Here is a 19,771-nt window from a genome sequence, read left to right on the forward strand (position 1 = left end):
TACCGACGAGTCAGTTATCTAGGCCGACAGCTCGGTGCGGCCCTTGCCACGACGGGCTGCCAGGATGGCACGGCCGGCACGGGTACGCATACGAAGGCGGAAGCCGTGCTTCTTGGCTCGACGGCGGTTATTCGGCTGAAAAGTCCGCTTGCTCACGTTAGTTACTCCAGTGGATCAAAGGTGCGCCCACCCGATCAGTAAAAGGGGAAGAACTGGCCGACGCTAAGTTTTGTATGTGCATACTTCCCCCGGCTGCTCAAACGCGGTGCGTCAGAGAGATTCAGAAGAGGTCAAAAAGCGTACACAAAGGACTTCACAACGTTAGGGCAAAATGCCTGCCAGAGTCAAACCGGGGTACCCCTGGGTCCCTGGTCCAGGCTGTGGTTAACCTGGCCCCACAGCCTGTGGATGAAGTGGCTCACAAGGCCTGTTTTTGAACCACAACAGTGTAATTATCCACAAGCTACTTCCCAGCTATCTTCTGGCCTTTTGATCCCCTAGAGTGGCTCAGTAGCCGATTATCCACGGACTGTGCATAACCCTGTGGATGAAGCTGAACCAGCATCCTGGTTCGGGACTTGGGGCTGCACGTAATGCAGGCACGCAAGTTTTGAGGAACTGATTGATGACAGTAGACGAAGCCAACCACGCCAATACTGTCGGAAGTTCCTGGCGTCGGGTTGTGAGCCTGCTCGAGCAGGACGACCGCGTATCACCACGGCAGCGGGGCTTTGTCATTCTGGCGCAGGCACAGGGCCTGATCGGATCCACACTCCTGGTGGCAGTCCCCAACGAACTGACCCGTGAGGTCCTCCAGACCCAGGTCAAGGACGCCTTGGACGACGCCCTGCACAACGTTTTTTCCGAGGACATCCGCTGCGCAATCGACGTGGACACCGACCTGGTGCCGATCCACAAAGAGCCGGAACCCGTCGTCGAACCTTCCTACTCACCAGATCAGCTGATCGAGCAGAAGCCGCAGCCGATGCTGCCGAGCACTTCGCACGAATTCGGCCGGCTGAACCCCAAGTACGTCTTCGACACCTTCGTGATCGGCTCGTCCAACCGCTTTGCCCATGCAGCGGCTGTGGCGGTGGCCGAAGCGCCCGCCAAGGCCTACAACCCGCTTTTCATCTACGGTGACTCCGGACTGGGCAAGACCCACCTCCTGCACGCGATCGGCCACTATGCCCGCCGCCTCTACAGCGGAATCCGGGTCCGGTACGTGAACTCCGAAGAGTTCACCAACGACTTCATCAACTCCATCCGCGATGACGAAGGCGCCAGCTTCAAAACCACGTACCGCAACGTGGACGTGCTGCTGATCGACGACATCCAGTTCCTGGCCGGCAAGGACCGGACCCTGGAGGAGTTCTTCCACACATTCAACTCGCTGCACAACAACAACAAACAGGTGGTCATCACCTCGGATCTGCCGCCCAAGCAGCTGGCAGGATTCGAGGACCGGATGAAGTCCCGCTTCGAGTGGGGCCTCCTCACCGACATCCAGCCACCGGAACTCGAGACCCGCATCGCCATCCTCCGGAAGAAGGCCCTGAGCGAAGGCCTCTCCGCCCCGGACGACGCCCTGGAGTACATCGCCTCCAAGATCTCCAGCAATATCCGCGAACTCGAAGGCGCACTGATCCGGGTCACGGCATTCGCCAGCCTGAACCGCCAGCCGGTCGATGTGGCACTGGCGGAGATGGTCCTGAAGGACCTCATCACCGACGACGGTGCCCAGGAAATCACGTCGAGCCAGATCCTGAGCCAGACGGCCGAGTATTTCAAGCTCAGCATGGAAGAACTCTGCAGCAAGTCGCGGACGCGCACGCTGGTGACCGCCCGGCAGATCGCCATGTACCTGTGCCGCGAACTCACGGACATGTCCCTGCCAAAGATCGGCCAGGAACTCGGCGGCCGCGACCACACCACGGTGATCCACGCAGACCGCAAGATCCGTGAGCTGATGGCGGAGCGTCGTGTGATCTACAACCAGGTCACCGAACTCACCAACAGGATCAAGCAGCAGCAGCGCAACTCCTGAGCCGGCGCCTCTATACCTTATTAACAGGTGCATGTGGATAACCCTGTGGATAGTTAAGGGGACAACCGCGCTTAATGGGCTTAAAACCCTTAAGGCGCCTGTGGATCAGCGAAAAGCCAAAAATTGTTATCCCCATCCACAGCCTGTTTAAAACCAGTGTCGCCCACAATCCATGAACAGGCCTTAACCGCTGGATCCTGCGGTCGGATCGAGTTATCCACAGTATCCACAGCAGTTATTAACACTACTAATCCCAAGAAATTGATTTCCCTCAAATAACAATCTCGATCCGCACACCGAACCGGCCCAAGCCCAGGGGCCTCAGGACCCCAGGCGCCCAGCCCGGGGATGGGTTAATCAGCAGTCTTCCGGCTAAGCTGTCAGCAGCGCTCCCATCCTCGGGTTTCTTTGTGGTTCAGCAATCGAAGAACCATGCAGGTTCCGTTGTTGGGGCGCGACTACTTTTGGGCTCCCTGTGGGAGTTTCCGGTTCAACCAAGGCAGCAGCAATGAAAGGCGGCACCCTTCCGTGAAGTTCAGAGTCGAACGGGACGTCCTGGCAGAAGCCGTCACCTGGACAGCCCGGTCGTTGTCTCCGCGGCCGCCGGTTCCCGTGCTGTCCGGCCTGCTCCTGAAGGCTGAAGCCGGCACGGTCAGCCTCTCGAGCTTTGACTACGAGACCTCCGCCCGGTTGGAAATCCCTGCGGACATCACCGCCGAGGGAACCATCCTCGTTTCCGGCCGCCTCCTCGCGGACATTTGCCGAAGCCTTCCTTCAGCTCCCGTGGTTGTGGAGACCGACGGCAACAAAGTCACGCTGACCTGCCGCCGCAGCAGCTTCCACCTGGCCACCATGCCCGAAGCCGAATACCCGCCCCTGCCGGCGTTGCCCGCCATCAGCGGTACCGTCCCGGGTGACGCTTTTGCCCAGGCTGTGTCCCAGGTCATCATCGCGGCCAGCAAGGATGACACCCTCCCCATCCTCACCGGCGTCCGCATGGAGATCGAGGACGATCTCATCACCCTCCTGGCTACTGACCGCTACCGTCTTGCCATGCGCGAAGTGCCGTGGAAGCCCACCACACCGGGAATTTCCACCAGTGCCCTGGTCAAGGCAAAAACCCTGAACGAAGTCGCCAAAACCCTTGGCAACAGCGGCGACATCAACCTTGCCCTTGCTGATGACGACAGCCGCCTGATCGGTTTCGAAAGTGGCGGCCGCACCACCACGTCTTTGCTCGTCGACGGTGATTACCCCAAGATCCGCTCGCTTTTCCCGGATTCCACGCCAATCCACGCAACCGTCCAGACTCAGGAACTTGTGGAAGCCGTGCGCCGAGTGTCGCTGGTAGCCGAACGAAACACACCGGTTCGCCTCGCCTTCACCCAAGGACTGCTGCACCTGGATGCCGGCACCGGCGAAGATGCCCAGGCATCTGAGGAGCTCGAAGCCCAGCTCTCCGGCGAAGACATCACTGTGGCCTTCAACCCGCACTACCTGGTGGAGGGCCTGGCCGTCATTGAAACGAAGTACGTCAGGTTCTCCTTCACCACAGCGCCAAAGCCCGCCATGATCACGGCCCAGGCAGACGCTGACGGTGAGGACCAGGACGACTACCGTTACCTGGTTATGCCCGTCCGCCTCCCCAACTAGTCCCCACCGCCCCCCTCGCCTCGCAAGCTCGGCCAGGGAACCCTGGCGGCGTGGGCCCAGAGAAATGGTGACGTTCTGGGCCCCAAAACGACAACCGCCAACCCCAATGCAGAAAGAGAACCCGCATCGTGCATATTGGACTGATCGGCCTTGGCAAAATGGGTTTCAACATGCGCGAACGTCTGCGCAATGGCGGCATCGAGGTCACGGGTTTTGACCGCAACCCGGAGGTCACCGATGTTTCCTCTGTCGACGAGCTGATTGCGGCCATTCCGGCCCCGCGGCTCATTTGGGTCATGGTCCCGTCAGGCGGCATCACCGACGCCGTCATCACCGAACTCGGGGAGAAGCTCGACTCCGGCGATCTGGTCATCGACGGCGGCAACTCCCGCTTCACGGAAGACCAGAAACATGGTTCCGCGCTGGCTGAAAAGGGCATCAGTTTCGCCGACTGCGGTGTTTCCGGCGGAGTATGGGGCCTCGAAAACGGGTACGGTCTCATGGCCGGTGGCGCGGCCGCTGACATAGAGCGGGCACTGCCCGTTTTTGATGTACTCCGCCCCGAAGGTGAGCGGGCGGACAGCTTTGTCCACGTCGGCGGAATCGGTGCCGGACACTACGCCAAGATGGTTCACAACGGCATTGAGTACGGCCTGATGCAGGCTTACGCCGAAGGTTACGAACTGCTGGCCGCCAAGGACATTGTGGACGACCTGCCCGGTACGTTCCGCGCCTGGCAAAAGGGCACAGTGGTCCGGTCTTGGCTGCTGGACCTGATGGTCAAGGCGCTGGACGAGGACCCGGGACTGGAATCCATCGATGACTACGTCGAGGACTCGGGTGAGGGCCGCTGGACCGTTGAGGAAGCCATCGCCAACGCTGTTCCGGCGCCGGCCATCACGGCTGCCCTTTTTGCGCGCTTTTCTTCCCGCGAAGAAAACTCGCCGGCAATGAAGATGGTTTCCGCGTTGCGTCACCAGTTCGGCGGGCATGCCACCCGCCCCGCCAAGTAACATCCACCCCGGGACCCGCCGGTTCCGAGAATCGTCGAACACCGCGTGTACCTAGAACACCTTTCGCTCACTGACTTCCGCAGCTATGCCCAGGTTGACCTTCCCCTCGAGCCGGGTGTCACCGTGCTCGTCGGGGCAAACGGCATCGGCAAAACCAACCTCATGGAGGCCATCGGGTACCTGGCCACGCTCAGCTCGCACCGGGTCAGTTCCGATGCCCCGCTGCTGCGGTTCGGCGCGGACCGAGCGCTGGTCCGCGCCCGCCTTGTCCGGGGCGAACAGACCACGGTCCTGGAACTTGAGATCAATGCCAGCCGCGCCAACCGGGGACGCATCAACCGCAGCAATCCCGTCCGGGCCAGGGACCTCCTCGGAATCTGCCAGACCGTGCTTTTCGCCCCGGAGGACCTGGCCCTGATCAAGGGAGATCCGTCCAACCGGCGCCGGTTCCTCGACGAGCTGCTGGTCAGCCTTATGCCCCGACATTCGGCGACGCGCACGGACTATGATCGTGTCCTGAAGCAGCGCAACGCCCTGCTCAAATCCGCCCGTGCCGGAAAGTTCACTGCCGGACATGAGGCCACCCTCGATGTCTGGGACCAACACATGGCACGGGCGGGCGCCGAGTTGCTGCACGCACGGCTGGAACTGGTTGAACTGCTGCGCCCGCATCTGACAAAGGCGTACGCCCAGCTCACCGATGGCTCCAAGGAAGCCAACGCCGTCTATCGTTCTACACTGCAAAATCTGATGGACGACGACGGCGGCGCAGCACCGGGTGACGGCGGCAGTTTGATGGTGGACGGGTCCGCCGCTGCCGAAGATCTGCGGGACCTCACAGTTGAGGACCTCACCGGGCGTTATGTCCAGGCCTTTGCAGCTTCCCGCCGCAAGGAACTTGAACGCGGAATCTCCTTGGTGGGTCCGCACCGGGATGAACTGGAACTGATTCTGGGCGAAGCGCCTGCCAAGGGATATGCCTCGCATGGCGAGACCTGGTCAATGTGCCTGTCCCTCCGGCTCGCCTCCTACTACGTCATGCTCGACGACGCCAGGACCGGCGGGTCTGCCCCGATCCTCATCCTCGACGACGTTTTCGCCGAGCTGGATGTGGGGCGCCGGCGTAAACTGGCGGCAATAGTCTCCGGCGCGGAACAGGTCCTGGTGACCGCCGCTGTCGACGCCGATATCCCGGAGGAGCTCTCCGGCCGGCGGGTGAAGGTCATTCCGGGAGGAATCGATGAATAAGGATGAAAAGGGCGGGCTGCAGCCCGGCCGGGATCCTGACAACATCGATGCGCCCCAGGCTGCGCTGAACCGCATGCGGGAGGCCGCGGCAGCGCGCGGTGAAATTCGCCGCAAGGCACCCCCGAAGGCCGGCGCCGCCAAAACAAAGGGTGGGATCCAGGACACGCGGGGTTTCCGCCAGTTCCACTCCACCGGCCGGGATCCGCTGGGGCTCGGCAAAGTGGTGGGACGCCTCGTGGCCGAACGTGGCTGGAGCTCGCCGGTAGCGGTGGGGTCAGTCATGGCGGAGTGGGCCACGCTGGTTGGCCCGGAGATTTCAGCGCACTGCACCCCGGAGAGCTTCACCGATACCACCCTTCACGTGCGCTGCGATTCGACGGCTTGGTCCACGCAGCTGCGGCTGTTGAGTAACAGCCTGCTGGAGAAATTCCGCACGGAACTGGGCGAGGGTGTGGTCACCAGCATCCAGGTGCTCGGACCGTCGGCACCCAGCTGGCGCAAGGGCGGACGTACCGTCAACGGCCGCGGTCCGCGGGATACCTACGGCTAGCAGCCGCCGTCGGCTCTTGAATATTCGTCCGGCGGCGTGTAGGGCGGTCTAACGCCCGTGGGGCGTATAGGAACCCGGAGACGGGACCTCGAGGGCGCCCAAGGCGGGGTCAATGGCCTCGCACGGGCATATCCGGGTCCCGCGACGCCCGCCGGAATGCGGGTTTGCGGCCCATTTCACGATAGAATCACAGCAGATAACTGGGCGCCGGTGAAACGTTGACTGAGTCCGTTTTCCGCACGCTCTCCGCAGGCGGTCTTCGGTCCCGCACGTCAACGTATCCGTCGGCGCCATCAGCTTGTGCCTGTTGGCGGATGCTTTCCCATGGAAGGCCGCCGCCGGCCATCATCGAAAAAGAGGAGTCGACAGCACCTGTGGCTAACGACAATACAGATACCCAGGCAGTGGAACGCGCAGCGGAGGACGTACCTACCCCCGATACGCCGGCGGAGGCCGTGACACCCCGGGAATACGGCGCAAGCGACATCACCGTACTTGAGGGCCTCGAAGCCGTCCGGAAGCGCCCGGGCATGTACATCGGCTCGACCGGGCCGCGCGGGCTGCACCACCTGGTCTATGAAGTGGTGGACAACTCTGTTGATGAGGCGCTGGCCGGGTACTGCACGCACATCGAAATAGTCCTGCAGGCCGACGGCGGCGTCAAAGTTGTTGATGATGGCCGCGGAATCCCCGTGGACATGCACCCCACCGAGCACAAGCCCACTGTTGAAGTTGTTATGACCATCCTGCACGCCGGCGGCAAGTTCGGCGGCGGCGGTTACGCTGTCTCGGGCGGCCTCCACGGCGTCGGTATTTCCGTAGTGAACGCGCTCTCCAGCAGGGTGGACACTGAAGTCCGGCGGCAGGGCAACGTCTGGCGGATGTCCTTCGCTGACGGCGGCAAGCCCCAGGGCGGGCTGGTCCAGGGCGAAGAGAGTGCCACCACCGGCACCACCCAGACCTTTTACCCGGACGCGGGAATCTTCGAATCCACGGAATTTGATTTCGAGACGCTCCGCGCCCGCTTCCAGCAGATGGCCTTCCTGAACAAGGGCCTGCGGATCACCCTCACGGACGAGCGCACCGAGGCGTCGCACACGGATGCCAATGAGGACCTTGACCTTGACGCTGTGGTCACCGAAGGTGAAGTCACCGCTGAGCACCGCACCGTGGTGTACCAGTACGACGACGGCCTGCTGGACTACGTGAAGCACCTGAACTCGGGCAAAAAGGTCGATGTTGTCCACGAGGACGTCATTTCCTTCGAAACCGAGGATACGGAACGGCACATCGCGCTGGAAATGGCGATGCAGTGGACCAACGCGTATTCCGAAAGCGTCCACACCTACGCCAACACCATCAACACCCACGAAGGCGGCACCCACGAAGAGGGCTTCCGCGCCGCGATGACCTCCCTCATCAACCGCTACGCGCGGGAGAAGAGCATCATCAAGGAAAAGGACGACAACCTCACCGGTGACGATATCCGTGAAGGCCTCACCGCGGTCATCTCCGTAAAGCTGGCCGAGCCGCAGTTCGAGGGCCAGACCAAGACCAAGCTCGGCAACTCCGAGGTCAAGGGCTTCGTCCAGCGCGTTGTCACCGACGGCTTGGGCGACTGGCTGGAACGCAACCCCGGCCCCGCCCGCGATGTCATCCGCAAGGCCATCTCCGCGGCCCAGGCGCGGATGGCTGCCCGGAAGGCACGTGACAATGCGCGCCGCAAGAGCCCGTTGGAATCCTTCGGTATGCCCGGCAAGCTGTCCGACTGTTCCTCGAAGGATCCGGCCCGCTGCGAGGTGTACATCGTGGAGGGCGACTCCGCCGGTGGTTCCGCCAAGCGCGGCCGCAACCCTGAAACCCAGGCCATCCTGCCCCTGCGCGGCAAGATCCTGAACGTGGAGCGGGCCCGGTTGGACAAGGCCTTGGGCAACACCGAGGTCCAGTCCATGATCACCGCGTTCGGCACCGGCATCGGTGAGGACTTCGACCTCAGCAAGCTGCGGTACCACAAGATCGTGCTGATGGCCGATGCTGACGTTGACGGCCAGCACATCACCACGCTGCTCATGACGCTGCTGTTCCGCTACATGCGCCCGCTGATCGAAAACGGCTACGTGTACCTGGCGCAGCCACCGCTGTACCGGATCAAGTGGTCCAACGCGCCGCACGACTACGTCTTCAGCGACAAGCAGCGCGATGCCAAGCTCGTGGCGGGGCAGGCCGCCGGCCGCCGTATTCCGAAAGACAACGGAATCCAGCGCTACAAGGGTTTGGGCGAGATGGATTACACCGAGCTGTGGGACACCACCATGGATCCGGACCACCGGACCCTCCTGCAGGTCACCATGGACGATGCCCTGGCAGCGGACCAGACCTTCTCCACCCTGATGGGCGAAGACGTGGAGTCCCGCCGAAACTTCATCCAGCAGAACGCCAAGGACGTCAGGTTCCTGGATATCTGACCGGTTCACCGAGTAGATATTCCAAGCCCGACATATACCTGAAACGGAAAATATAAACGATGAGTGACGAGACACCCGAGAACCCGGCGGAATCCGCGGATCTTCCGGAAACCGTTCTTGAAGGCGACGTGCTGGTTGACCGTGTGGAGCAGGTGGATCTGCAGACGGAAATGCAGCGCTCGTACCTCGACTACGCCATGGCCGTTATTGTGGGCCGTGCCCTGCCCGACGTGCGCGATGGCCTCAAGCCCGTGCACCGCCGCGTGCTGTACGCCATGTTTGACGGCGGCTACCGGCCGGAACGGTCATTCAACAAATGCGCCCGTGTGGTGGGCGAGGTCATGGGCCAGTACCACCCCCACGGCGACACCGCGATCTACGATGCCCTGGTCCGCCTGATCCAGGACTGGACCATGCGCTACCCGCTGGCCCTGGGCCAGGGCAACTTCGGTTCGCCAGGCAATGACGGCGCGGCCGCCCCGCGGTACACCGAAACGAAAATGTCCCAGCTGGCCATGGAAATGGTCCGGGACATCGACGAGGAAACCGTCGATTTCCAGGACAACTACGACGGCAAGAACCAGGAACCCACCATCCTGCCGGCGCGTTTCCCCAACCTGCTGGTCAACGGTTCCTCCGGCATTGCCGTGGGCATGGCCACCAACATTCCGCCGCACAACCTCCGCGAGGTAGCTGACGGCGTCCAGTGGTACCTGGCCAATCCGACGGCCAGCCGCGAGGAGCTGCTCGAGGAGCTGCTGCTCCGTATCAAGGGACCCGATTTTCCCACCGGCGCGACCATTCTCGGCCACAAGGGCATTGAGGACGCGTACCGGACGGGCCGCGGTTCCGTCACCATGCGCGCCGTGGTCAACGTTGAGGAACTCCAAGGCCGCACGTGCCTGGTTGTCACCGAACTGCCGTACCAGGCTAACCCGGACAACCTGGCCATCAAGATCGCCGAGCTGGTCAAGGACGGGAAGATCTCCGGCATCGCGGACCTCCGCGACGAGACCTCCGGCCGCACCGGCCAGCGGCTGGTCATTGTGCTCAAGCGCGACGCCGTGGCCAAGGTGGTGCTGAACAACCTCTACAAGCACACCGAACTGCAGAGCAACTTCTCCGCCAACATGCTGGCCATCGTGGACGGGGTTCCGCGCACGCTGAGCCTGGACGCCTTCATCCGCCACTGGGTCACGCACCAGCTGGACGTTATTGCACGCCGCACCCGCTACCGCCTGCGCAAGGCCGAAGAAGAGGCGCACATCCTGCGTGCCCTCCTGAAGGCCCTGGACGCGCTGGACGAAGTCATTGCGCTCATCCGTGCGTCCAATACGACAGAAGCCGCGCGCGACGGACTGATGCAGCTGCTGGACATCGACGAGCTGCAGGCCCGGGCCATCCTGGACATGCAACTGCGCCGCCTGGCAGCCCTGGAACGCCAGAAGATCCAGGACCGCCATTCCGAACTCGAGGCCCTGATCGCCGAGTACAACTCGATCCTTGCTTCCGAGGAACGCCAGCGCGAAATCATCAGCACCGAGCTGGGCGAGATCGTGGCCAAGCACGGAGATGACCGCCGGACCAGAATCCTGATGGGCTTCGACGGGGACATGTCCATGGAGGACCTGATCCCCGAAGAGGAAATGGTTGTCACCATCACCCGCGGCGGTTACGTCAAGCGCACCCGCAGCGACAACTACCGGTCACAGCAGCGCGGCGGCAAGGGCATCAAGGGGGCCCAGCTCCGCGGCGACGACGTAGTAGAGCACTTCTTCGTGACCACCACCCACCACTGGCTTCTGTTCTTCACCAACCTTGGCCGGGTATACCGGGCAAAGGCCTATGAACTGGTGGAGGCCGGCCGTGACGCCAAGGGCCAGCACGTCGCCAACCTGATGGCCTTCCAGCCGGACGAGCACATCGCCCAGGTCCTGGACATCCGGGACTACCAGCAGGCCCCGTACCTTGTGCTGGCCACCAAGCGCGGCCTGGTCAAGAAGACTCGGCTGGAGGACTACGACACCAACCGCTCCGCCGGCGTCATCGCGATCAACCTGCGCGACGAGGACGAACTGGTTTCGGCGCAGCTGGTCTCCGAAACGGATGACCTCATGCTGGTGTCCCGCATGGGCCAGTCCATCCGCTTCACCGCCACCGACGATGCCCTGCGTCCCATGGGCCGGGCCACGTCCGGTGTCACGGGCATGAAGTTCCGCGAGGACGATGAACTGCTGGCGGCTGACGTCGTCACTGACGGTTCCTTTGTCTTCGTCGTCACCGAGGGCGGGTACGCCAAACGCACCGCAGTGGAGGAATACCGCCTGCAGGGCCGCGGCGGCCTCGGCATCAAGGTGGGCAAGTACCAGGAGGAACGCGGCCACCTCGTGGGCGCCCTGATTGTCCAGGAAGAGGATGAGGTCCTGGTGGTCATGGAAGGCGGCAAGGTTGTCCGTTCCTCAGTGGCGGGCGTACCTGCCAAGGGCCGCGACACCATGGGCGTGATCTTCGCGAAGCCGGACAAGAATGATCGCATCATTGAGGTGGCCAGGAACAGCGAACGCGGCCTCGAGGGCGAAGAATCCGAAGACGATGACGTAACGTTGGCTGAAGAGGCCGGGTCCCCCGAGGGATCCGCAGGGTCAGCATCAACGGCAGAAACATCACCGGCTGCTGAGTCAGAGGACGCCTCCGGCGACGCTGAGCCGAACGAAGACTACACCGGAGGTAACGAGTGAGTAATCCCGACTCATATCCCAAACCGAGCAGCAATGTCCCCGGCGGAACGCCGCCGCCCGCGGCCGCACCACGGGTGAACAACCCCGTCCGTCCGCAGCAGCGTCCACCGGCCCCTACCGGTGCGCCGGGTCAGCGTCCGGCCGTTCCCGGCCAGCGCCCTGCGCAGGACCGGCCTGCAGGCCAGAATGGCCAGCGTGCCGGGCAGGGCAGGCCTCCGGCAGATCAGGCCAGCCAGCGCCCAGTGCAGGGCCGGTCTCCGCAGGGCCAGCCGGGCCTGGTCAAGCCTGCACCGAAGGCGAAGGTCAGGCGCGCACGGCTGCTGGTGAGCAAGGTGGATCCCTGGTCGGTCCTGAAGATGGCATTCCTCCTCTCGGTGGCGTTGGGAATCGTCACTGTGGTCGCTGCCATCGTCCTGTGGACGGTCCTGGACCTCACCGGAATCTTTGACCAGGTGGACAGCCTCCTGGGCACCCTGGCAGGCTCCGAAGGCGGCGGGTTCGAACTGAAGAAGGTCGCGTCCCTGGGCCAGGTGGCTTCCTTTGCCACAATCATCGCCGTGGTGAACGTTGTCCTGCTGACGGCGTTGTCCATGCTCTCAGCGGTGCTTTACAACATCTCCGCAACGCTTGTTGGCGGCATCGGCGTCACCCTCACGGATGACTGAAAACCCATGATTTCACCGGAAATTCTCCGGCGAAATGCCTCGATTTGAGATCGGGCCGGGATGTGCTGTAAAGTCATGTCTCGGCCCGATGAGGCATCGGGGCGTATAGCTCAGGCGGTTAGAGCGCTTCGCTGATAACGAAGAGGTCCCAGGTTCAAGTCCTGGTACGCCCACGGAACCTGTGCAGGTTCGAAGGAAGGTTTGGTTTGCTTCAGGGCAAGCGGGACCGGAACGGGGAGCATGTGAAGAAGTTGCTGGTACTTGCAGCTGCGATCGCAGGCGTCCTGCTCTACAGGAAAGCACAGGAATCCGAGGCCCGGAAAACAGTCTGGAGCCAGTCGACCGACAAGGTCGAATAGGCCGGATTCCCGGACCGGGAGCCTGCAAATGGCTCCACGGTTCTAGGGTATGATTGACGGGTTGCTTCTTATGGGGGCATGGCGCAATTGGTAGCGCACCTGCTTTGCAAGCAGGGGGTTCGGGGTTCGAGTCCCCGTGCCTCCACCATAAGGAAGTCCCGGACAGCCGAAAAGCTGTCCGGGACTTTTTCGTTAAGGCGGCACAGTGTTATTTCAAGGCGGCACAGTGTTGATGCAGAACAGTAGGGTTGGACGGTGAACCTCCTACTTGCGGCCCTTGGGGTCCTGGGCGTAGCTTCGTCCGGGCCGTTGATCGCCGCTACCCTCGGTGCCACCACGGTCAGCGCCCTCGCCATCGCCTTCTGGCGCAACGCTATCGGCGCTGCAGTGATGGCCACGCCCAGCCTTGTCCGCGAGCCCCGGCAGTTCGGCCGGATCACCGGCCCCGAATTCCGCTGGTCGCTGCTGGCCGCCGTAGCCCTGGCCCTGCACTTTGCCTGTTTCATCACGTCCCTCCAGCTCACCTCCGTGGCTGCCGCTACCGCCCTGGTCTGCCTGCAGTCGGCATGGATTGCCGTCTTCCAGCTGATCCGTGGCACCAGGCACCGCTGGCAGGTGCTGGCAGGGCTCGGGATCGCCTTCGGCGGCGTTGTCACCATCACCGGGTTCGATATGGGGTCCTCGCCGGACGCGCTTCTGGGCGATCTGCTGGCCGTCGCTGGCGGAGCCCTGGCTGGCCTCTACACACTCGCCGGCGGCAGGGCCCGCCAGACCATGACCACGGGAACGTACACCACGCTCTGCTATGGGATGTGCGCGGCCCTTGTGGCGGTGCTGGCGCTCTTCAGCGGCCAGCCGCTGGTGGGGTTCGACGCCGTTGGCTGGGTAGGGATCCTGGCCATCACCGTGTGTGCCCAACTGGTGGGCCACACCGCCTTCAATCACCTGCTGGCCACCATGAGCCCGCTGCTGGTGTCGATGATCATCCTGCTGGAGATTCCCGGCGCCGCCGTGTTGGCCGCGGTCTTCCTGCACGAGACGCTGCCGGCCGGCACCTACGGCGGGCTGGGGCTCATCCTGGTGGGGCTCGCCGTCGTGGTTCTGGGGCAGAGGTCAGGTTTCCGAAAACGTCGGGAAGCCTCCGGCCCGCATGCGGATGAGCCGCCGTCGGGCCAACTGGCTGACCTCGGAACCGACTAAGGCCAGGCCTGGGCGGCAGGACCTGGAGGCGCGCTTACTGCCCGCCGCGGCGGGCAGGCTGGGCGGTGTTGACCGTATGGATCGCGCGCAGGAGCTTCGCCGGGAAGTAAACCGAGAAGAACACCACCATGGGTGCCTTGAGGGCCATTTTCTTGACGTTGTGCGCCTTGTAAGTGCGGTCGAAGCGGGTCACGTAATACCGGTAGTCCCGCGGTGAATCCTCGAGCCGGCGGGCCGACATCCCGGACACCATCTGGGGCCAGTACTGGACTTTAAGTTCGTGGTCGGCGAGGTGCAGGGAGAGGTCGATGTCCTCGTGCATCTCGTCCTTCTCGTCACGGCAGGTTTCGTCCCGGATGGTTTCCCAGGCCGTGGCCCGCAGGGCCATGTTGGAGCCGAAGAGGAAGTGGTACTGGTGCTTGGCGAGCTTGAGCATCAGCTGGCGCATCTTGTCGTCTGCCTTGAGCCCGAACCGCCGCATCGGCATGTCGTAGTAGACCACCGGTCCGGTGGCTGCCTGGACTGACGGGTCAAGAAAAGCCTTCTGGACTTGTTCCACCCAGTCCGGCTCGACAACCGAATCAGCGTCAATGCGTCCCAGGACGTCGCCGGTGGCGTGGTTGAGGCCAAAATTCCGGGTGGGAATCAGGCCCTGGTCCCGGTCCTGGCTGAGCAGGATGATGGGACTTTCCGGATACTCCAGCTGCATCTGCGCCACGATGGCGGCGGTGCGGTCAGTGGAGAGGTTGTCCACCACGATGATCTCGTGGGCCGGCACCGACTGGTACACCGCAGCGATGAGACACTGCCGGATGACACTTTCCTCGTTGTAAGCCGGGATGACAATGGACACGCACGGCAGCTGTGCTGCGTCGTTCAAGGCATCCCCAGAGGATTTATCGGCTGACATCAGTTCAAATTTAGCACCGATCGGGATTTGTCCTGCCAGCGACTGGGTCCGGTCCGGACAAACACTGGGAAAACACTGAAGGGGCCCCGCACCAGGCGGAGCCCCTTCAGGTGGACGGCGCGGCGCCGCCGGAAGTGCTAGTTGCTGCTCTTGTCCGCGGAACCGTTCATGTTGGCCGCGATGTTCTTGATGGCGGTCTTTGCATCGGTGGACGCCTTGGCTGCCGCGTCTGCCGATTCGTCGGCGACGTGCTTGGCCTTCTCAGTGGCGTCGTCCACGGTGTCCTGCGCGTCCGTTGCAGCGACCTGTGCCTGGTCGGCCACGGCGTCAGCGGCGGAAGCCGTGGCGGCTGCAGCCTTGCTGGCTGCGTCTTCGGCCGTGTCCTTGGCGTCGTTCACTGTGGTGGCGGGAACCGGCGCCGGAGTGGGCGTGACGGGGGAAGGGGTCTTCCACGGGTCTTCTACCGGCTTGGAGGCCTTCCATGCGGCGACGCCGGCGGCGACGGCCGCGGCGATGATGCCGAACACCAGCCAGCCGCGCTTCTTGGGCTTCTGGGGCTGGGCGATCTGGACGCCCACAGCCTTGCCGGCCTCGTGCGCGGCGGCCTTGAGCTGCGTGCCGGCCGTCTGTGCCTGTTCCTGGAGGGAATGCACTACGCCGGAATCGGCAAGCCGCTGCGCGACAGCGTCCACGTGGGACGGTGCGCTTTCCAAGGTGCGGTGCACGGCGTCGGACGCGTGGCCGATCTGGTCCGAAAGGCGCGGCAGGTATTCCACCACCACCCGGTCCCGTGCGTTCTGGATGACGGGAGTGGCCTTGTCCAGGGCGTCATGCAGGCGCGGCGTGGCGACCTCAACGGCGTCGTGGATTTTCGGGGCGAGCTGGGCCAGCCCCTCCTGGATCCGCGGTGTCACTGTTGCGACGCCGTCGGCCAGGTTGTGGGCTGCGGTCTTAAGCCCTTCCTGGATCCTGGGAGATGCGGTGTCCAGGCCATGCTGCAGGCGGGGAACTGCCCAATCCACCGCTGCTTCCACGCGGGGGGCTGCCCAGTCCTTGGCGTTCTCAACTGCGCTGTTGACTGACTGTTCAAGGTCACGGGCAATACGATCCGATTTCTTCACAACTACCTCCCGATTAATGTGACGGTTCTGTTGTTAGCCTACGTGCCATGGCCTGCACGGGCTATTCTTCCAGCGGATTTACGCCTGATTTCACCCAGCGCGGAACTGTCCGTCCTGCCTCTTCCGCGTTGACCGGCCGTGAAAGAATGGGCAGCATGACTGCAATCGCAACTGCAAAAGCAACCATCCACACCAGCCTCGGCGACATCGTCGTGAATCTCTTCGGCAACCATGCGCCGAAGACGGTCAAGAACTTCGTTGGCCTGGCCACCGGCGAGCAGGCCTGGACCCACCCCGAGACCGGCGAGGACAAGACGGGCACGCCGTTGTACGACGGCACCATCTTCCACCGCATCATCAAGGACTTCATGATCCAAGCCGGCGATCCGCTGGGCCGCGGCGTGGGTGGACCGGGCTACAAGTTCGACGACGAAATCCACCCCGAGCTCAGCTTCAACGCACCGTACAAGCTGGCCATGGCCAACGCCGGCATCCAGGCGGGCAAGGGCACCAACGGCTCACAGTTCTTCATCACCACCATCCCCACCGACTGGCTGCAGGGCAAGCACAGCATCTTCGGCGAGGTTGCTGACGAGGACTCCAAGAAGGTCGTCGACGCCATCGAGGGCGTCCGCACCGGCATGGGAGACCGCCCGGTTGAGGACGTCACCATCAACAGCATCGACATCGAGCAGCTCTAACCCATCACATGAGCTACGGAATTCCGGCGGCTGAGCCGTCCGCGCAGGTTCCGGTGTGCCCCAGGCACCCGGACCGGCCCTCCTATGTGCGCTGCCAGCGCTGCGGGCGCCCAGCGTGCCCGGACTGCCAGCGGGCGGCCGCCGTCGGATTCCAATGTGTTGACTGCGTCAACGAAACGAAGCGGACGACGCCGGCCGTCAAGACTGTCTACGGCGGCGCCGTGGCAACCGGCAAACCCGTGGTGACGTTTGGAATCATCGCCCTGTGTGCGGTGATGTATGTTCTGCAATGGATAGTTCCCGACGAGTGGATCTACCAGAACCTGGCGTTCGCCAATGTGTTTGCCTCTCCCGAATTCGGCGAGTTCGAACCCTGGCGGATGCTGACGGCAGCTTTCCTGCACTCCCAGGGATTCATCCTCCACATTGTGCTGAACATGTATATGCTGTGGATTTTCGGCCAGGCACTCGAACCGCTCCTGGGCCGGGTCCGCTTCCTGGCTTTGTATCTCATCTCTGCCATTGGGGGGTCCGTTGGCTACCTTCTGCTAACCCCTGGTTATGTGCCTGGAGTGCCTCTTGCCGGTGTGGTGGGTGCTTCGGGCGCCATCTTTGGACTCTTCGGCGCGATGCTCCTGGTGCAGCGTCACCGCGGCGGGGACACGCGGCAGCTCTGGGTCCTGATTGCCATCAACGGCGTGATCGGATTTGTGGTCCCCCAGATCGCCTGGCAGGCCCACCTGGGCGGTCTCGTCACCGGAGCCCTTTGCGCTGCCGTGATTGCGTACACGCCCCGTGGCCCTCGGCAGCGCCTGCTGCACGCCGCTGGACTGGCCGCAGTGGTTCTCCTGCTGGCCCTGGCGAGCTGGCTCCGCGTTACGGCGGGCTGACCGCCTGGGTTCGCCGGCCGGCCTCCTATAGACCAATTCAAGACCCCGGTGTCCTAGCGGACACCGGGGTCTTTGCTGTGCCCAACAGGACGGGGACTCGAGCTGAGGCCGGGCGCTGCTGCACCTCCGCGCTGCTGGATTGCTCTGCCGAACTGCTCTGATGACCTGCCCTGATGAACTGCTCTGCCGATCGGCACCTCCGCGCTGCGCTGATGGCTCGCCCGGCCGCCAGTCGCTCCTGCACGCGTTGCCGGGTGGCGCCAGCCAACGGTCTGAGCAGAGCTGCGGGGTGCTGCCCGGAGCTGCCGGAGCGTCGGCAGGGCCGCGGCAGGCTCCCACCCACGCCTAAAGTTATCCACAGGGGTTATCCACACTGTTGGTAACTTACACAGGTGTAGTTCAGTGCCTTGATGTTTCCCTGTGCCCGGATGTCCGCCCTTTTCCCCGATTTGATCCTCCGGTTATCCACAATTGTGGACAACCCGTGGGGATGTGCCTGTGGTTAAGTGGAAAAACCCGCCTTTCAGGCCCCGTCTGTGGATAACTTGGCCGTTTCCGGCGTTGCAACCCTGAACGAGGGGATCCAGGCCACCCATATCAACAGGGTTATTCACAGTGTTAATAACTTACAGACATGTAGTTAACCTTCAGTGTTTCCCGGACTGGGGCATCTGAGGAGGTCGTCCCGTTCCGTCCTGTGGATTGTTGTCCACAACTGTGGATAAGTTGTGGGTAGTCCAGTGTTAGTAAGTGGAAAACACCCGTCCGTGCGAGGGTATTCGTACGCAGCAACCAACCCCACAGGCTCCCAGCCAGGAGGACCGCCTTGAGCACCAGTGCCACAACCCAGCACATCTACCTCGACAAGCAGCACCCCGCGGTATGGCGTGCCCTCAACGGTCTGGGGCTGAAAGTGCGCGAAGCCGCCGACGCGGCCGGGATTGACCGCAGGACCATTGAACTGATCAATGTGCGGACTTCCCAGATCACCGGCTGCGCCTTTTGCCTCGACATGCATGTACGGGACGCCGTGGAGGCCGGGGAAAGTCACCAGCGGCTCGCCGTCCTGCCGGCCTGGCGGGAGACGGCCCTGTTCACGGACAAGGAGCGGGCGGCCCTGGCTCTGGCCGAATGCATCACCGAGCTGCCGGATCACCGCACCGCCGAGCTTGAAGAAGGATATGCCCGTCAGCACCTCAGTGCCGATGAATTTTCGGTGGTCAGCTGGCTGGTGATCAGCATGAACGCCTTCAACCGTGTATCCATCACCAGCCATCATCCTGTGCGCCGGGACCGCTGAGCGGTGTGAATTATCCACAGCTAATCCACACTGTTAATAACTGTCCATTCGACCGCCGTGGATCCGGTCCCGTGGACCATGGCCTGCACGGGCAGAAATTGCTTCCGACACCGGCAAAGTTATGCACAGTGTGGATAACTTTCCCAACAGCTGGGGAGAACCTGCCCAGCGGAGAGGGGGACCAGGAGGCTTAGAACGCCCGGGTCAGCCGGCGGCGGGGCGCTTCGTCGGTCGGCGGCGCGCCTGGTCACCAGGCGCCCGATGCTAGGTCAACGCTGCCAGACGCCTGAAGACCCGCGACGGTGGCTGTCCAGAAGGTGGGTGTCCACCATGCCGATGGCCTCCATCAGCGCGAACATGGTGGTGGGGCCAACGAACGAGAATCCTTGCTTCCGCAGCGCCGTGGACAGCGCCACTGATTCCGGTGACTGCGTGGGGATCTCCGCGTGCGTGACCGGCTGGGGAGTGGATGTGGGCTGGAACTGCCAGACGAAGTCAACCAGGCCTTCCCGCTCGCGTAGCGCGATGGTGGCCTGGGCGTTGGTAATGGCGGCGCGGATCTTAAGCCTGTTGCGGACGATACCCGGATCGTGGAGCAGGCGCTCAACATCCGCTTCCGCAAGCGCGGCAACAGCGTCCGGCTGGAAGTCGAGGAAAGCCCTACGGAAGGCAGGGCGCTTTCGCAGGATCGTTGCCCAGGAGAGTCCTGCTTGGAAGCCCTCCAGGCAGATGCGTTCGTAAAGGCCCTGTTCGTCCCGGACGGGCAGGCCCCATTCGGAGTCGTAGTATTCGCGCAACAGAGGATCCACGGCGGCCCACGGCGGGCGGGCCAGCCCGTCGTCGCCAATGATGGTGCCGTCCCCAGCCTCGTTCCGGGGCTGGGCGGCGTCCGCGGGAGTCATCCGGGTCCT

Annotated in this window: 17 protein-coding genes and 2 tRNA genes; 15 read left to right on the plus strand and 4 right to left on the minus strand. The window is 63.1% G+C overall.

Translation table 11 applies throughout. The features are described 5' to 3' along the window. Positions 1–18 precede the first annotated feature (18 nt). Positions 19–156, minus strand: coding sequence for a 50S ribosomal protein L34 (gene rpmH / locus ACZY0Q_RS20400; protein ID WP_003800212.1), 138 nt, complete (start codon positions 154–156; stop codon positions 19–21). 469 nt (positions 157–625) lie between these two features. Between rpmH and dnaA the strand changes: the two genes are divergently transcribed. From dnaA to ACZY0Q_RS20460, 12 genes are all read left to right on the plus strand, one after another. Further along, positions 626–2,047, plus strand: coding sequence for a chromosomal replication initiator protein DnaA (gene dnaA, locus ACZY0Q_RS20405; protein WP_463919671.1), 1,422 nt, complete (start codon positions 626–628; stop codon positions 2,045–2,047). Between the two features lie 528 nt (positions 2,048–2,575). Next, a complete protein-coding gene (dnaN, locus tag ACZY0Q_RS20410; protein ID WP_463919674.1) occupies positions 2,576–3,700 on the plus strand; it encodes a DNA polymerase III subunit beta in 1,125 nt (374 codons plus the stop codon). 128 nt (positions 3,701–3,828) lie between these two features. After that, on the plus strand, positions 3,829–4,713 hold the full coding sequence (gene gnd / locus ACZY0Q_RS20415; protein WP_463919676.1) for a phosphogluconate dehydrogenase (NAD(+)-dependent, decarboxylating): 885 nt from the start codon (positions 3,829–3,831) through the stop codon (positions 4,711–4,713). A 45-nt stretch (positions 4,714–4,758) separates the two neighbouring features. Then, positions 4,759–5,961: a DNA replication/repair protein RecF gene (gene recF, locus ACZY0Q_RS20420; RefSeq protein WP_463919679.1), complete on the plus strand. Its 1,203-nt coding sequence runs from the start codon at positions 4,759–4,761 to the stop codon at positions 5,959–5,961. Next, positions 5,954–6,511: a DciA family protein gene (locus ACZY0Q_RS20425; RefSeq protein ID WP_354158553.1), complete on the plus strand. Its 558-nt coding sequence runs from the start codon at positions 5,954–5,956 to the stop codon at positions 6,509–6,511. The genes recF and ACZY0Q_RS20425 overlap by 8 nt, the downstream gene beginning before the upstream one ends. Before the next feature lie 374 nt (positions 6,512–6,885). Next, positions 6,886–8,976, plus strand: a complete 2,091-nt coding sequence (gene gyrB / locus ACZY0Q_RS20430; protein WP_463919681.1) for a DNA topoisomerase (ATP-hydrolyzing) subunit B — start codon at positions 6,886–6,888, stop codon at positions 8,974–8,976. A 59-nt stretch (positions 8,977–9,035) separates the two neighbouring features. Beyond that, complete coding sequence (gene gyrA, locus ACZY0Q_RS20435; RefSeq protein ID WP_463919683.1) at positions 9,036–11,714, plus strand: DNA gyrase subunit A; 2,679 nt, start codon at positions 9,036–9,038, stop codon at positions 11,712–11,714. Continuing rightward, entirely contained in the window at positions 11,711–12,379 is a 669-nt protein-coding gene (locus ACZY0Q_RS20440) for a DUF3566 domain-containing protein (protein WP_463919685.1), read from the plus strand. Before gyrA ends, ACZY0Q_RS20440 begins: the two co-directional genes overlap by 4 nt. A 99-nt stretch (positions 12,380–12,478) precedes the next feature. After that, positions 12,479–12,552, plus strand: a tRNA-Ile gene (locus ACZY0Q_RS20445). Between the two features lie 69 nt (positions 12,553–12,621). Continuing rightward, positions 12,622–12,738, plus strand: coding sequence for a DLW-39 family protein (locus ACZY0Q_RS20450; RefSeq protein ID WP_210412373.1), 117 nt, complete (start codon positions 12,622–12,624; stop codon positions 12,736–12,738). 72 nt (positions 12,739–12,810) lie between these two features. Then, a tRNA-Ala gene (locus ACZY0Q_RS20455) sits at positions 12,811–12,886 on the plus strand. A 107-nt stretch (positions 12,887–12,993) separates the two neighbouring features. After that, positions 12,994–13,938: a DMT family transporter gene (locus ACZY0Q_RS20460; protein ID WP_463919687.1), complete on the plus strand. Its 945-nt coding sequence runs from the start codon at positions 12,994–12,996 to the stop codon at positions 13,936–13,938. 34 nt (positions 13,939–13,972) lie between these two features. Here ACZY0Q_RS20460 and ACZY0Q_RS20465 read toward each other — a convergent pair whose 3' ends face one another. Both ACZY0Q_RS20465 and ACZY0Q_RS20470 read right to left on the minus strand, forming a co-directional pair. Then, entirely contained in the window at positions 13,973–14,848 is an 876-nt protein-coding gene (locus tag ACZY0Q_RS20465; protein ID WP_463919688.1) for a glycosyltransferase family 2 protein, read from the minus strand. Positions 14,849–14,985: 137 nt separating this feature from the next. Next, on the minus strand, positions 14,986–15,969 hold the full coding sequence (locus ACZY0Q_RS20470) for a hypothetical protein (RefSeq protein WP_463919691.1): 984 nt from the start codon (positions 15,967–15,969) through the stop codon (positions 14,986–14,988). A gap of 155 nt (positions 15,970–16,124) precedes the next feature. Between ACZY0Q_RS20470 and ACZY0Q_RS20475 the strand changes: the two genes are divergently transcribed. From ACZY0Q_RS20475 to ACZY0Q_RS20485, 3 genes are all read left to right on the plus strand, one after another. After that, the gene (locus ACZY0Q_RS20475; protein WP_141138883.1) at positions 16,125–16,670 is read left to right on the plus strand and encodes a peptidylprolyl isomerase; all 546 of its coding nucleotides are present in this window, start codon (positions 16,125–16,127) and stop codon (positions 16,668–16,670) included. Positions 16,671–16,678: 8 nt separating this feature from the next. Then, positions 16,679–17,560: a rhomboid family intramembrane serine protease gene (locus ACZY0Q_RS20480; protein WP_463919694.1), complete on the plus strand. Its 882-nt coding sequence runs from the start codon at positions 16,679–16,681 to the stop codon at positions 17,558–17,560. A gap of 826 nt (positions 17,561–18,386) precedes the next feature. Continuing rightward, positions 18,387–18,860, plus strand: coding sequence for a carboxymuconolactone decarboxylase family protein (locus ACZY0Q_RS20485; RefSeq protein WP_463919696.1), 474 nt, complete (start codon positions 18,387–18,389; stop codon positions 18,858–18,860). 269 nt (positions 18,861–19,129) lie between these two features. Here ACZY0Q_RS20485 and ACZY0Q_RS20490 read toward each other — a convergent pair whose 3' ends face one another. Next, complete coding sequence (locus tag ACZY0Q_RS20490) at positions 19,130–19,762, minus strand: DNA-3-methyladenine glycosylase I (RefSeq protein WP_463919699.1); 633 nt, start codon at positions 19,760–19,762, stop codon at positions 19,130–19,132. Positions 19,763–19,771: the final 9 nt, after the last annotated feature.

The organism is Pseudarthrobacter lactosi (genome assembly GCF_055412785.1).

Bases quoted from the DNA above. Each gene is read 5' to 3' on its own strand.
- dnaA (WP_463919671.1), top strand. From the start codon at position 626: ATGACAGTAGACGAAGCCAACCACGCCAATACTGTCGGAAGTTCCTGG.
- ACZY0Q_RS20425 (WP_354158553.1), top strand. From the start codon at position 5,954: ATGAATAAGGATGAAAAGGGCGGGCTGCAGCCCGGCCGGGATCCTGAC.
- gyrA (WP_463919683.1), top strand. From the start codon at position 9,036: ATGAGTGACGAGACACCCGAGAACCCGGCGGAATCCGCGGATCTTCCG.
- ACZY0Q_RS20465 (WP_463919688.1), bottom strand. From the start codon at position 14,848: ATGTCAGCCGATAAATCCTCTGGGGATGCCTTGAACGACGCAGCACAG.
- ACZY0Q_RS20475 (WP_141138883.1), top strand. From the start codon at position 16,125: ATGACTGCAATCGCAACTGCAAAAGCAACCATCCACACCAGCCTCGGC.
- ACZY0Q_RS20480 (WP_463919694.1), top strand. From the start codon at position 16,679: ATGAGCTACGGAATTCCGGCGGCTGAGCCGTCCGCGCAGGTTCCGGTG.
- ACZY0Q_RS20490 (WP_463919699.1), bottom strand. From the start codon at position 19,762: ATGACTCCCGCGGACGCCGCCCAGCCCCGGAACGAGGCTGGGGACGGC.